Below are 13,667 nucleotides of genomic sequence, written 5' to 3' on the forward strand. Positions count from 1 at the left end.
ATGCCGTGAGTTTGAAAAGAGCCGGAAGGAACGATGCGATAAGCATAGGTTCCTCCCGGCTTTTTTGGCCGGATGTCTATTCAGTTTGCTTTGAACGGGATGTTCGTCGGGAATTCACATGTGCTCACGAATGAAGGCAGAGACGCCATCTTCGCGAATCAGGTGTTGGAGCTTCATGGCTTCCTCGTTATGTTCATGATTGAACAGCATCGCGGCCGCCATAGCGGAAGTTAAATGAGGAATTTCAATTCTGAATTCGCTGGCCTGCATCGCTGGGCGAACAAGTCGGTCGTAAGGCGATAGTTTGCGAAGGGGTGAGCGTCCGACCCGGGTTACCTGATCCGTCAGGTTCGGGTTGGCAAAACGTTCGAGAATGGTATCGATATATTTGCGGTGTTTCTGAGGATGGAAGCCGTGTTTGGCAATGAGCACGGCTCCGGTTTCTTCCATGACTTTGCGTACTTTGGCACGAAGGGGGGCATGACTCATCACTTGTCGGATTGTTTTGAATCCTTCGAGATAACCGAAGTATGCGGCAACGCAGTGACCGGTATTTACCGTAAACATTTTGCGTTCAATATAAGGTTCAAGAGAGCCCACGTAGTGCACAAATTTCTTTAAATCCTTTTAGCAGTGCAGGGCGATGAATCACCCATTCATAAAAAGGTTCAACGGTAACTTGCAGCGGGTCTTTATGATCCTGAACGGGAACAATTCGATCTACCGCTGTATTGGGAAATGAGATATAGCGTTCCGCTTTTTCCCGGGTCGCTTCATCCAGAAAAGGATATACTCTTTTTTTCAGCCGCGTGCTGCCTCCGCTGGCATTTTCGCAAGCGATAATGGGAAGTGGTGCGTGTGGTTCAAGTTAATTTGGAATCGAACTTACGTATTAAACTTCTTTACGCCATATCAAGCCATGTGGGAGAATGGAAGAAGTTATTTGAGAGTTAAATCGCGGAGGAGGGATCGACGATGCTGCTAAAGGATCGTTTCCAAGGTTGTTTGATCGGGCTTGCCGCGGGAGATGCACTGGGAACCACAGTGGAATTCAGCAGTCCCGGCACATTCGAGCCTGTTACCGATATTGTGGGCGGAGGTGTATTTGATCTGGCTCCGGGACAATGGACGGATGATACGTCGATGTCACTATGTCTGGCTGAAAGCCTGGTGAGAAAAGAGAGCTTCGATCCCGGGGACCAGATGCGTAGATATACGAATTGGTTTCAGGTCGGTTATATGAGCAGTACGGGAACTTGCTTTGATATTGGCGGGGCTACTCGGAGTGCCCTTGAGCGGTTTGCAGCAACCGGTGAAGCGTATAGTGGTTCAACCAACCCGATGACCGCTGGCAATGGTTCAATCATGCGGCTCGCACCTATTGCCATGGCATATGCCAATCAGCCGTATGAAGCTGTGATATATGCTGGGTTGAGTTCCAGAACAACACATGCCGCTGTTGAAAGTGTGGAAGCATGCGAAGTGCTGGCGGCGATATTGGTTGCAGGACTGCACGGAGCGGACAAGGACGTCATGTTACGACCTGATACCTGTTATAAGTGGAGGGAAGAGAAGTCTTTTTCACCTGCGATTGAAGAAGTTGTCCAAGGATCATACCGCGATAAAGTACCGCCTGAAATTCAGGGGAGCGGCTATGTCGTTCGTTCACTAGAAGCGGCGTTATGGGCATTCCATCATTCTTCTAGCTTTGAAGACGGTGCGCTGCTGGCAGTGAATCTGGGTGATGATGCGGACACCACAGGAGCGGTATATGGGCAAATCGCCGGAGCCTATTATGGTTTGAGTGGTATTCCGGCACACTGGCGAGAGAAGCTGGCCATGCAGGATACGCTGGGTGAATTGACAGAGGCATTGTGGTTAAAGGCGGAAGCTAGATAGAAGAGACAGGAGAAGAGAACATCATATGCGTAAGACAGAATCAACTACAACGGAATCGGAAGTTACGAGATCCGCTAAACGAGGGGCGTTTCCCTTATCCCTGTTATGCCTGACGGTAGGGGCTTTTGCTATTGGCATGACGGAATTTATTATTATGGGGCTTCTGCCCAATGTAGCAACGGATTTGAATGTCAGCATTCCGCAGGCTGGACAACTGATAACGGGCTATGCGCTTGGCGTGGCGGTTGGTGCGCCTATACTGACTGTGTTCACCCATAAGATTCCGCAGAAAAAACTGCTGGTGCTGCTGATGTGTATTTTTATCATCGGTAATGCGTTGTCTGTTATTGCTCCCACTTATGGGCTGCTCATCTCGGCGCGTATTCTGACGGCATTTGCTCACGGTACCTTTCTGGGTGTAGGATCGCTGATGGCAACACGGCTGGTTGCACCGGAGAGAAGGGCAGGGGCGGTATCCGTCGTACTTGCTGGACTTACGATTGCCAATATTATTGGTGTGCCTTTTGGTACATTCATCGGGCAACAGCTTGGGTGGCGGTCGTCGTTCGGGGCTATTACGATCCTGGGCATCATTTCATTAATTGGTATCATTCGTTTCATTCCGGTAATCCAGCAGGGACCACCAGCAAATCTGGGTCAGCAATTTCGGAATCTGGTTCGCCCCCAGGTGTTATTGATATTACTCATTGGTGCGCTGGGCTGTGGAAGTCTGTTTGCTGTGTTCACTTATATTACGCCGATGCTTGTTGATATTAGTGGTTTTGCGGAGCAGAGCGTGACCTGGATTCTCGTGTTGTTTGGTGTCGGGGTTACATTAGGCAATATGCTTGGTGGCCGTCTGGCGGACTGGAAGTTGATGCCTTCCCTAATGGTTAACTTCGGTGTACTGGCTGTTCTGTTGGCAGCATTAACGCTGACACTGGACAATCCGTATCTGGCGGTAATGACTATATTCTGCTGGGGTGTTGCGGCTTTTGGTATTATGCCAGGGCTGCAAATTCGAATCATGAATATGACACGCGAAGCGCCGCTGCTGGCGACAACGTCGAGTCATTCGGCCTTCAATCTGGGGAATGCAGGTGGTGCCTATCTGGGCGGATTTGCAATTACGCATACGGGGCTCATTTCGGTACCGTTGTATGCAGCAGTCATTGCCGCATGTGGATTGCTGGGACTACTTATTAGCATGACGATGGAACGTAAAAGGAGGCTGCCAGAAGTCGCAGACGCTGTGGAGACAGCACCGGTAAATTAAATATAGCTATAGATGCAGCCTTCACTCCGCATAATGTGGGATGAGGGCTGTGCCTATCGATGGATTACAATTTCAACTAGAAAAAGACAAACCAGTCAAGTTACAGTATTATTGGTATATCATAATAATTAGAAAGGATGGAATTCAATTTGAATAAAACAATTGCTATATTAATAAGCTTCTTATTGGTGTTTCTTTTTATAATCCCAACAAGTGATGCAAGTGCAGCCGGAGCAAGTACAGTAAAGACCAAGATTTAGTCATATAAGGGGCAAAAGTATGTTCAAATTATGGGCGGCGAACAAAAGGTCAAGGATAAAATAAATAAAACACTCAAAATTCATGCCGTAAATGCCGCTAAAGAGAATACATATCTACAAAAACAGCAAGATTCATTTTACTGGAATACCACTGCACAAACTAAATACAATCAAGACAATTTACTTTCTATCGTATATACAGATTATTATTTCAGAGGCGGCGCGCACGGGTATGAACAAGTAACGACTTATAATTATGACTTAACAACAGGAACACGACTCTACTTGAATCAAGTTGTTCAAACCAATAAACAAGCTGTTAATCTGGCTGAAGGTATTGAAATAGCCCTAAAGAGTAATGAGAATGTTTTCCCGGAGAGTTTTTATAACTTTCCCTTGAGTAACATATCCAGCTTTTACTACCAAAACACAGGAATTGTTATGGTATTTAATCCATACGAAGTTGGGCCTTATGCCTCAGGATTTATTGAAGTGAAGGTTCCTTTTTCCAAAATCCAATCTGAAGTGAGCAGACCTTTTTTTGATTTAAACAAAGACACCATTCAAGAGTTGAAAAGTGGGAGAATACCGGGTTTTGAAAATATAAGTTTCGGACAAACGAAAGCAGAAGTATCGATAGCGCTAAAAAGTTCAGAAAGTGAACCCTATTATGAACCGGAAATGGGAGGCCTTTTCTGGATATTTGAAGGTGTCGAGTACGCTTCCTTTAATTTTGGGGAGGAGGATTCAGATCGCCTTAACCATGTGTATTTGAGTTGGAAAACCCTCCCTATGAAAACCTTCAGTGACATTGAGAAGATATTAGGAAAAGGTAAAAAGAGTGAGAACGCTATTATTCAAGGAGAATATTTACTCTCTTATCGTTTTGGGGACACCCGTGTCCATTTTGCCTCCGATTCAACGGAGGGACTCATTCACGGTATTACCATCTCACAGTACTAGGCAAAGATGCTGAGTATGCAAACGCAAACGCCACGTGTCGGGGTGGAAACATTGTACCATAGAAGGTCGCTAATCTAGCGGCTTTTTTAATCCGTTGTAGCCAAGGCTATTATCATTTTCTGTTTCCACTTGGACTTGAAAGGATCGTTATTGTGAGCAAAATAATTAATTATATTCTGGTCTTGCTGATCGTTTGGGTAGCGCTACTGTATCCTATTCGTTCTGCGTGGTTTGAAGGTGTAAATCAGATTCCTGAAGATCTCCATGGTGTTTATTTACTTTTCTTGTTCTTTGGATATCTGATCTGTTCATCTGGTATGGGGCTAATGCTTTACAAGATGTGGTTTAAACGAAAAGAATAGTAATCCATTTTTCCCAAGGAGAAGGTGACAACTTGTATTACTATAAAGGTGCGTTCAGAGAAACGGACAATTTTATCTATTTCAAGAGCGATGTTCGATTAGTCGAGAATGATGTCGTTATATTTGGTGAGAAAAAATATTTTATCGAAAGCGTCGAGAAAGAATTCCTCATCCTTCAAAAGGTGGGCTCCATCGTTTCAGTGAGTATATGAAATCATTGCGAGCATAAGGCAGATGCTGCCTTTTTGGAGAAGTTTGCAATTATTCATAAGGGGCTTATGAATAGCCTCCGCTATCCACACAACGTGTGGCACGGAGGCTTTAATCATTACTTTATCCTGAAATTAATAAATTTCGAGCTCGTTAATCCGTACATACCCTGCCTGATGCGACGGGCCTTTCCGGCACACGACCCGAATTTTGGAAGTGTTCACGGGACTAAAGCTGTGTGTTCGATACGTATCTTTATTATCGGCAACCTTGGCTAGGGAAACCCAACTTGAGCCGTTCCAGTATTCGAGATCGTAGTCAGCCAGTACGTAGCCTTGTGTCGTGTACAAATCAATTTTACTCACTTGTTTGCTTTGACCAAGGTCGAGTGTCACGGTCTGAGGTAACGGCGTATTCGCGCCATTGGCCCAACTGGATGCACCTCCAAGTGCTGTACTTCGGTCACCGTCATTTATTTTGGATACGGAATATCCACTAAAAGTGGAGTCTGCTGTGATAGATGCGGTGCGGGCCAAATTCGGATTGCCATAGATTTCGAGTTCGTTAATTCTTACATATCCTGGCTGATGGCTTGGTCCTTTACGTGCGACGACACGAACTTTGGTTGTATTTACCGCGGTAAACGTATGAGACCTCATCAGTTCTTGGTTGCCTGTTACCTGAACCAGATTCACCCAGGATACGCCGTTCCAGTATTGTAAATCATAATCGGCAATCGGATAGCCTTGGGAGGTATATAAATCAATCCGGTTAATGGAATTGGCTGTACGCATATCCACTACAACATATTGGGGCAATGGGGAATTGCGATCGTTCGCCCAGCTATAATTTTCACCGAGTGTCGTGTTCCTGTCACCGTCGTTGATCTTTGCTGCTGAGTACCCCGAGAAGGTTGAATCAACGGTTATGGCCGCATTTCGCGCCAGGTTTGTTCCTGTGCCGGGGTTGGTCGTTGGATTTTTCTCCAGCTTTACCAGATTCCAACGCAGTTCAAAGAGCTTGAACGATTTATTGAATACAGCACCCTCTCCTTTGACAAGAGCATCAATGGTGAGAGACATGGCGCTTGGCACATCCGTACTGCTTGTCCATTTTCCCGTCCCCTCAATGCCAGCGAAGACACTCACCTCCAGAATTTTTTTGCCAACAATGGTCAACCCAACCTCAGCTTTGGCACCTGCCCAGGCTGTGATCTGTCCTTCGATTTTATGTGTAACGGTCAGATATTTGTCCACACTGCTGTAAGGTTGAATTTTGACAGGGATGAAGACACGGGTTTTTCCCTTGACTCCGGCAGTTACGGTGTACCCCTGATCTACCTGGAATTCAAACGTGACGCTGCCGTCAACGCCGATAACGAGGAATACACCAACGGATACAGCGCCCAGACTCCCTGCATTAATGTTGAATCCGAGAATCGGAACTTTGACTTCCTTTTTAAATTTTGCATCGCCCTTGATGTAGATGTTGGCTTTTTCGCCAGCTGTAAATTTCAGATCATAATTGCCCCAGAATCCATATTTCCCGGTTACCTTTGGTGTAATCAGCGTTAGCTTGCCGCCTGCTTCTACATAGACTTTGTTACCATTCGAATTTTGCTGATTCACAAGGACTTTCTTAAAATCACAGACGAATTCATTACCGGATTTACGGCAATTGGCAAAATCATCTGTTCCGGCTGTACGAATAATGTCGTCCAACTGCATGGCAACATCATCATTTGACAGGGTTTCCTGTCTCAGTTCAGTTTGGCTGCTCTGATCCAGCGTCTCAAGAGACTCTTCGGTTGGGCTTAGAGTATCGTCCACATGATATTGCCGAATGATCGAAGAATCACTGTAGTCAGCTTGTGACGAAAAAGCATCGGATTGCAGAAGATATTGAGCATCTAGCACCATGTCAGGGTTAGGCATAACGATATTGCGCTCTTCCAGAGATACTTCCTGCTCGGGGATATCGTAATAGTCAAATACCTCCTCTACACCAGGTGTAGTGTATTCAACGATCGTTCCGCCCGAATTGTTGGTCACATTAGTTACTTTGATGGCACGAGCAGAGGATTGATCCAGAAAAATCTGCCCCGACACCAGACTGTTACCCAACTGGGAGGCCTCTTGTGAGGTCAGAACAAAACTGCCCTGTTCTTCGGCGGTTTCAAATACCGCGTTCACAACGGGAAGCTTTTGCGAGATGGAAGAGGGCATGGGGAGTGTGGGTTTTAACTGATAATCAACTTGCTCGAATTGACCGGAGGATTGTACCGGATTGCTGACAGCCAGTCCATCTTCATTCACATTAAAGGTAATCCGGAAATACCCCTCGGTAACCAGCGTGTTATAGTTGCTGCTGCCTGCCCAGATCCAGCGAGCACTGGTATCTTCCGGCATACCCGTAATCTGGTTCCATGGCGATGCCCCAAACCGTCCAAAGTCGGTAGCACGAGACCAGGAAGAGTCATCAAAATTCGATTGCTCCCAGCCTCCAACATAACGCTCGGATACTTTCCAGTTGAAATCCGTTACGATATTTTCATCCATATAGCTGAGGTCAGCGAGCAGTCCCGCATAACTACCCAGATCCTTGGCTTGTACTGCAATGACGTTTTTGCCTGTTTGAATCTGAAGGGGGAAAGTATAGGCTCTACTCCAATCGTTACCGGTACCAACCGTTTTGCCGTTAAAATACAACGTGAATTCATTATCCGCTGTTAAAGTGATTGAACCTTCATTGTTAGATGCACCAAAAGCTTGCGCAGGCCATAGGCCTGCCAGCAACGGTAGTAGAAGAGATAGTACGAGAAATGAAGCCCATGCCTTTTTAATCGAAGAGCGCACCTTGTGCATAATCATTTTCCTCCCAGAAAATAAATTAATTGCAGAACAAATCGACTGAATGGGTATAAGCGTGTTTCTTTAGATTATGTAAACAAGCATCTAGTCCTCCTTTCGAAATCTATAATAAGGTAAAATATTCAATTAAACAATAAAAATTTACAGTTCGAACAAGCGGAATTGGTGGAGTTTTTAATAGTAAATAATATAGTTGTGATAAGGATGGAAGAGGAAAAGGTTCTCAAAAGAAACAAAAGAAACAAAAGAAACCTGCTCAGAAACCGTTGTGGTTTCATAGCAAGTTTCCTTTAAATAAAAAAGTGTGTAAATCCAAATATAGAATTTCGGAGTAGCTGCAACTAGCTCTTTTGCTTATAAAACTCATGATACAGCTTCATTAACGCCCTTTTTTCAATTCTTGATACATAAGAGCGTGAGATGCCGAGTTCCTTAGCAATTTCGCGCTGCGTACGTTCCTCCCCACCAGCTTCAAGTCCAAATCGGCCAATCACAACTTCCTTCTCCCGATCGTCAAGAATATCCAAATTACGGTAAATTTTGCTTTTCTCAATTTTGAGTTGTACCTTGTCTATGACGTCGTCCGCTTCCGTTCCAAGGATATCGATTAATGTAATTTCGTTTCCCTCTTTGTCGGTTCCTATAGGATCGTGAAGGGATACGTCTTTACGTGTTTTCTTCAGGGAGCGAAGATGCATAAGTATTTCGTTTTCAATACAACGGGCTGCAAACGTAGCCAGTTTGGTCCCTTTGCCTTGTTGAAAACTTTCAATGGCTTTAATTAATCCGATGGTTCCGATTGAAATCAGGTCTTCTTGATCTTCGCCAGTATTGTCGAATTTCTTGACGATATGCGCGACGAGGCGCAGATTGTGTTCAATAAGCAAATTACGGGAATGAGCATTTCCTTCGGCCATCAGGCGTAAATGTTTGGCTTCATCATCCTCAGCGAGGGGCTGAGGGAAGGCGTTGTTTTTGACATACGAGACAAGTAACGTTAACTCTTTAATGAACAGGGCAATTGCGGTAAACAATCCGGGCACAGATGACACCTCCTGCAGTTTTACAACGATCTGGCCTGAGCACATGTGGGAACAGGGTCGATTTATTGTATGTAGGCGTGTGCCCAGAAGTGCACGTACACTTGAAAAAGGTGTAGCCACTGTGGAGACTATCGATTGATTTTGTCTACTTGTATAACCATTTCAGGATGATCTCTACAACTTCCATATACCGTTGGCCGACGAGCAATCCGGTATGAGTCGTATTCCACAGCCCTGCATATTCAGCGCCTAACTGTTGTGCAGTCAATTGGCCTCTCTGCTCTTCATCATTAGAGTCTACAGCCTTGATGACCAAACTTGGGCATGTAATTAATTCCCCATCTATGGAAACACCACCGCTTGATCCAAATGCCGCCGAGAACGTGAGAAATGCTTTCATTGACTCCATCTGCAGATATTTACGCTGAAATGCAATGTCCTCCGCAGTTTCATCAATACTGCTATGCTCTTCACGGGCCGGGGGAGGAATGATGATATCAGGTGTGATTCGATCACTCTCGGGATAGGGCATCAATTCAAGAACCTCCCGGCTTAGACTGGAATCAATCACGATCAATCCAGCTAAAGCAATTGCCTCTGCAATCTTCTGACTGAGTATTCCGCCCATGCTGAAGCCGATGAGAACAGGGGGTTCGTCGCACTCCGCCAGAACTTCCCGGATATCTTCTAAATAATCGTCAAACGTAATTTTCGTCATGTCCATTACCCGGCTTTTGTAATGACTTCTCAGGTTCATGACGTAGCAGGTCCAGCCTTGCTCAACGAAGTGGGGGATATACTTGCTCCACATCCAGCTGCCTGTATATGCGCCATGAACAAATAAGAGGGGCGGCCTTTTTACTGAATTTACCGAGAGGGGAGCCGTTTCACCATCAAATATTTCAAGGTACAAATCATGTTTTCCTATCGTTTTGACTTCATGTTCAGGCAGCAATTGAGTAAAATCGATCATTAGGACATACCTCCGAAATTAGTTTTATATCAAACTATTAATCTAAAAAAATTAGAAGTTGCCGTGAATTTTCATCAAAATTCGAAGCAGTTCCTTTTTCTCCGCTTCAGTAACATCCGCATAAAACGCATCCAGCATGCGCTGCGAAATATCTTCAAATACCGGTTTAAGTTGTTCTCCTTTTGCAGTCAATGTCACGTGGACAATCCGTGAATCGGTTGCATCACGCTCTTTGGTGACATAATCATTTCGGACCAATTTGTCGACAAGCGCTGTTACCGTGGATTTATCCTTGCCAATTTTTTTGGCGATTTCGGCCATGGTCATTCGGGAATTGTTGTACAGGGCATAGATAATATCCCCATGGGACGTGGCCAGATCTTGAATTCCCTGCTCAGCCATTTCGAATAGAATGAAGCGATTGACCTTCTCTTTAATTTTGGATATGAGTGATATAGCGTCTGTCGTTTTCATACGAGTAATATAGTTTGTTATCAAACTAATGTCAAGCCATGAATCCATATTGGTAGTTAAACGCCGATCAAAAAGAGCAGCGAGAAATCTTTTCTCCTGCTCTTTCGATTTTTTTATTTAATTTGGAAGCAGATGCTCTGCAATTACTTGATCGGATTTGCTTTCATTTCCTGTTCCATCTTCTCAATGCCGTCCAAAATTTGATATCCATAACCCCAGAACTGACTGAAATCCGTTACGTAAATTTGTTTATTTTTGATGGCATTCATACTTTGCAATGCAGGATTGGCATACAGATTCTGAATCAGCTTGTCGATATCCGGGGAACCGGCATAGGCGGATAAGAGCAGGTAGTCGGGGTTCGTGGTGATTAGCTGTTCCACACTGACTTCACCTTGCACGCCATCAAACGTATTTTTCAGTTTCAACAGGCTCAGTGCATCCAACTGATACGTATCATTCTGCATACTGCTCACAGTAATCGTGTCTTCCGTAGCAGGGACGATATAGGCAAAACGATGCTCAGATTGATCCGCCACACTTGACTTGATGGCTTCAACCCGAGCTTTCAGGCTTTCTGTGAATTTTGCGGCGTTGTCCTGTACATCGAAGATTTGACCCAACTGTGCAATATCATTATAGAGGCTGTTCATTGTCCCTTGATGATTCGTCGTTTGCAGGAAGGTGCGGATGTTCATGTCATTCAAGCCATCCACGGTACCTACACCCCAGTCTGCGTCTGCGAAGAGGTCACCACGTCCCAGCACCAGATCAGGACTTGCGCCTACAACGAGTTCTTTGCCCACATAATCTTTGGACAAGACAGGAATTTTTGCAAAATCATCAGCGAGATCAGGAGTAACCGCACCATACAATGCTGCGACTCCAACTATTTTATCGGTCAGGCCAAGCTTGATCAGCATCTCTGCAGCAGATTGGGTATTCGCCACGACACGCTCGGGAGCTTTCTCGAATGTTTGTGATTTCGGTTTCCACTCGCCACCTTCACCTGAGATGGCAAAATTCTCAATCGTGAGTGGATAGGATGTTTTGCTTGTATTGTCTACTTGTGTTGCGATTTCGGATGAATTGCTTCCCTCCGCAACGGGGGTGGTAGTGGTGGAAGAGGATGCATTGGAACATGCTGCAAGCAAGAGCAACAGGAGACTTAAAGAAGCGAACCAAATGGGTCTGAATTTGAATTTCATCTAGCGACGAGCCCCTTTTCTTTATGCTTTTTAAATTGACAAAGATAATCATTCTCAATTATAATCCGAGAAAATGCTTTGTAAATAGCTAAATTTTTATTATTCAAATTCAAGTGGAATTGATGGGGGAAGAGATGGCACAGACGGCTCAGATTCAGAAGCAGCGTATAGGAAAAAGGGAGTCCCTGATTCACAGCAAATCCGGTTTTGCAGTATTGATTGCCGCTTTAATCATCGTCATGGTTATTTCAGTTGGGATTGCTGTATCCATTGGACAGGTGAGCATTCCTCTCGCCGAGTCTTATCGTATTCTGTTGTACAAATTAACCGGATTTCAATTCGGCTCTACGCCGATTGAGGCGGGGTCCTTTACGGATATCATCTGGCAGATCCGCTTTCCTCGTGTACTGATGGCCATGTTTATCGGTGCCGGGTTAGCTTTGTGTGGTGCAGTAATGCAGGCTGCCGTGCAGAATCCGCTCGCAGACCCGTATATACTGGGGATCTCCTCAGGAGCTTCGCTCGGGGCTACTTTTGCCATTCTGATCGGATTCGGTGCGATTGGCTGGCTGGGTCAGACCGGAGTCGCTTTCTGGGCTTTTGCCGGTGCGATGGGAGCGTCTTTGTTGGTGCTTGCTCTGGCAGGTATCCGGGGGAAAATGACGTCAGTCAAGCTGGTGCTTGCCGGGATGGTCATTAATGCACTGTGCAGCGCCTTTTCGAACTTTATCATTTATTTTGCCAACAATTCCGAAGGCATCAAGACGATAACATTCTGGACCATGGGCAGTCTTGCCTCATCAGGATGGAACAAACTTCCGCTGATTAGCATCGTTGTGCTCGTAGCTATTTTGTTCTTCCTGTTGCAGTCCCGGGTTCTTAATACGATGTTACTGGGTGACGAAGCCGCGGTTACACTTGGGATTAATCTCAGTGTATATCGCAGATTGTATATGCTGTTAACGGCTCTCGTGACCGGCGTAATGGTAGCAAGCTGCGGCATGATCGGTTTTGTCGGGTTAATTATTCCGCATATCGTGAGAGGGCTGGTTGGATCGGACCATCGTAAAGTCATGCCTGTATCCGTTCTGTTCGGTGCCATCTTCCTGATCTGGACGGATGTTATTGCAAGATCACTGATTTCCAGCGTTGAATTGCCGATCGGGATCATTACAGCGATGATTGGTGCGCCGATGTTTATGTATATGTTAGTCAAAAAAGGCTACGGTTTTGGAGGAAAATAAAACATGAAACTGAATGTAGAAAATGTATCCATATCGGTGCTGAACACGGATATTATCCGTGACATATCATTGCAGGTAAATGGCAAGCAATTCGTCGGCCTGATTGGCCCGAACGGTTGTGGCAAATCAACGCTGCTCAAGAGTATCTATAAAGTGATCAAACCGCAGCAAGGCAAAGTATTTCTCGATGATACGGACATTCTGAAATCCAGTCCCAAGGTCGTGTCCCGGCATATGGGCGTTGTGGGTCAGTTTAACGAATTGAGCTTTGATTTTACTGTACGTGAAATGGTTATGATGGGTCGCACCCCGCACAAGAAGCTGCTGGAAACGGATAATGAACGGGATCATGAAATCGTGGATCAGGCGTTGGAAAAGGTACATCTGACCGGACATGCGGATCGCAATTACGTGTCCCTGTCCGGTGGGGAGAAGCAACGTGTGGTTCTTGCCCGAGTGCTGGCGCAGCAGCCCGAATTTCTGATATTGGACGAGCCTACCAATCACCTGGATATTAAATATCAGCTCCAGATCCTCAACATTGTGCGGAGTTTGGACATCGGCATATTGGCTGCGCTCCATGATCTCGAACTCGCCGCAGAGTATTGCGATTACCTCTATGTCGTGAAGCAGGGACAGATTGTGGTTCATGGCAAACCTGCCGATATCTTGACCCGTGAAATGATTGGAGAAGTATTCGACGTGGAATGTGAAATCTACGAGAATCCGGTTACCGGCGGCTTGGGCATTGCCTACTTGAGTACACGGTGAGACAAGGAACTGTCTGAGTTGAAACTCACACATGTTCTCTCTCTATCTCTTCCACTATAACTCCGGTTGCACAGTCAATTACGGAGTAAGTAGCAAAAGGACTGTATTTAAGCG

Annotated in this window: 13 protein-coding genes; 6 read left to right on the forward strand and 7 right to left on the reverse strand. The window is 45.4% G+C overall.

Features of this window, described 5'->3' with window-relative positions:
• Positions 1–114: 114 nt before the first annotated feature.
• Both ACFVQB_RS20955 and ACFVQB_RS20960 read right to left on the reverse strand, forming a co-directional pair.
• On the reverse strand, positions 115–609 hold the full coding sequence (locus ACFVQB_RS20955) for a mannitol dehydrogenase family protein (protein WP_379443410.1): 495 nt from the start codon (positions 607–609) through the stop codon (positions 115–117).
• Positions 587–844: a mannitol dehydrogenase family protein gene (locus tag ACFVQB_RS20960; protein ID WP_379444440.1), complete on the reverse strand. Its 258-nt coding sequence runs from the start codon at positions 842–844 to the stop codon at positions 587–589. Before ACFVQB_RS20960 ends, ACFVQB_RS20955 begins: the two co-directional genes overlap by 23 nt.
• A gap of 131 nt (positions 845–975) precedes the next feature.
• Between ACFVQB_RS20960 and ACFVQB_RS20965 the strand changes: the two genes are divergently transcribed.
• The 4 genes from ACFVQB_RS20965 (at position 976) to ACFVQB_RS20980 (ending at position 4,972) form a co-directional block, all read left to right on the forward strand.
• Positions 976–1,899: an ADP-ribosylglycohydrolase family protein gene (locus tag ACFVQB_RS20965; protein ID WP_379443412.1), complete on the forward strand. Its 924-nt coding sequence runs from the start codon at positions 976–978 to the stop codon at positions 1,897–1,899.
• A 25-nt stretch (positions 1,900–1,924) separates the two neighbouring features.
• Positions 1,925–3,175: an MFS transporter gene (locus tag ACFVQB_RS20970; protein ID WP_379443414.1), complete on the forward strand. Its 1,251-nt coding sequence runs from the start codon at positions 1,925–1,927 to the stop codon at positions 3,173–3,175.
• Positions 3,176–3,465: 290 nt separating this feature from the next.
• Complete coding sequence (locus ACFVQB_RS20975; RefSeq protein ID WP_483874956.1) at positions 3,466–4,398, forward strand: DUF3298 and DUF4163 domain-containing protein; 933 nt, start codon at positions 3,466–3,468, stop codon at positions 4,396–4,398.
• A 394-nt stretch (positions 4,399–4,792) separates the two neighbouring features.
• Positions 4,793–4,972 carry a hypothetical protein gene (locus tag ACFVQB_RS20980; RefSeq protein ID WP_379443417.1) on the forward strand — a complete coding sequence of 60 codons (180 nt, stop codon included), beginning with the start codon at positions 4,793–4,795 and terminating at the stop codon, positions 4,970–4,972.
• Between the two features lie 132 nt (positions 4,973–5,104).
• Here the strand turns inward: ACFVQB_RS20980 and ACFVQB_RS20985 are convergent, their stop codons facing one another.
• From ACFVQB_RS20985 to ACFVQB_RS21005, 5 genes are all read right to left on the reverse strand, one after another.
• Positions 5,105–7,834 (reverse strand): discoidin domain-containing protein, encoded by a 2,730-nt coding sequence (locus ACFVQB_RS20985; RefSeq protein WP_379443420.1) that lies wholly within the window; start codon positions 7,832–7,834, stop codon positions 5,105–5,107.
• Positions 7,835–8,181: 347 nt separating this feature from the next.
• A complete protein-coding gene (gene sigK / locus ACFVQB_RS20990; RefSeq protein ID WP_379443423.1) occupies positions 8,182–8,883 on the reverse strand; it encodes an RNA polymerase sporulation sigma factor SigK in 702 nt (233 codons plus the stop codon).
• 145 nt (positions 8,884–9,028) lie between these two features.
• Positions 9,029–9,856: an alpha/beta hydrolase gene (locus tag ACFVQB_RS20995; protein ID WP_379443426.1), complete on the reverse strand. Its 828-nt coding sequence runs from the start codon at positions 9,854–9,856 to the stop codon at positions 9,029–9,031.
• A 51-nt stretch (positions 9,857–9,907) separates the two neighbouring features.
• Positions 9,908–10,378 (reverse strand): MarR family winged helix-turn-helix transcriptional regulator, encoded by a 471-nt coding sequence (locus ACFVQB_RS21000; protein WP_379443429.1) that lies wholly within the window; start codon positions 10,376–10,378, stop codon positions 9,908–9,910.
• 95 nt (positions 10,379–10,473) lie between these two features.
• A complete protein-coding gene (locus tag ACFVQB_RS21005) occupies positions 10,474–11,538 on the reverse strand; it encodes an ABC transporter substrate-binding protein (protein ID WP_379443431.1) in 1,065 nt (354 codons plus the stop codon).
• 134 nt (positions 11,539–11,672) lie between these two features.
• Between ACFVQB_RS21005 and ACFVQB_RS21010 the strand changes: the two genes are divergently transcribed.
• Together ACFVQB_RS21010 and ACFVQB_RS21015 are read left to right on the forward strand one after the other, a co-directional pair.
• Positions 11,673–12,782, forward strand: a complete 1,110-nt coding sequence (locus ACFVQB_RS21010; protein ID WP_379443435.1) for a FecCD family ABC transporter permease — start codon at positions 11,673–11,675, stop codon at positions 12,780–12,782.
• 3 nt (positions 12,783–12,785) lie between these two features.
• Complete coding sequence (locus tag ACFVQB_RS21015) at positions 12,786–13,553, forward strand: ABC transporter ATP-binding protein (protein ID WP_379443439.1); 768 nt, start codon at positions 12,786–12,788, stop codon at positions 13,551–13,553.
• The last annotated feature ends 114 nt before the right edge of the window (positions 13,554–13,667 follow it).

The sequence above is a fragment of the Paenibacillus sp. NPDC057886 genome, assembly GCF_042796655.1.
Taxonomy (GTDB): Bacteria; Bacillota; Bacilli; order Paenibacillales; family Paenibacillaceae; genus Paenibacillus.

Excerpts from the sequence above, each read along its gene's own strand:
- ACFVQB_RS21015 (WP_379443439.1), top strand. The coding sequence starts at position 12,786 with ATGAAACTGAATGTAGAAAATGTATCCATATCGGTGCTGAACACGGAT.
- ACFVQB_RS20985 (WP_379443420.1), bottom strand. The coding sequence starts at position 7,834 with ATGCACAAGGTGCGCTCTTCGATTAAAAAGGCATGGGCTTCATTTCTC.
- ACFVQB_RS21005 (WP_379443431.1), bottom strand. The coding sequence starts at position 11,538 with ATGAAATTCAAATTCAGACCCATTTGGTTCGCTTCTTTAAGTCTCCTG.
- ACFVQB_RS20965 (WP_379443412.1), top strand. The coding sequence starts at position 976 with ATGCTGCTAAAGGATCGTTTCCAAGGTTGTTTGATCGGGCTTGCCGCG.
- ACFVQB_RS21000 (WP_379443429.1), bottom strand. The coding sequence starts at position 10,378 with ATGGATTCATGGCTTGACATTAGTTTGATAACAAACTATATTACTCGT.
- ACFVQB_RS20995 (WP_379443426.1), bottom strand. The coding sequence starts at position 9,856 with ATGATCGATTTTACTCAATTGCTGCCTGAACATGAAGTCAAAACGATA.
- ACFVQB_RS20975 (WP_483874956.1), top strand. The coding sequence starts at position 3,466 with ATGGGCGGCGAACAAAAGGTCAAGGATAAAATAAATAAAACACTCAAA.
- ACFVQB_RS20970 (WP_379443414.1), top strand. The coding sequence starts at position 1,925 with ATGCGTAAGACAGAATCAACTACAACGGAATCGGAAGTTACGAGATCC.
- ACFVQB_RS21010 (WP_379443435.1), top strand. The coding sequence starts at position 11,673 with ATGGCACAGACGGCTCAGATTCAGAAGCAGCGTATAGGAAAAAGGGAG.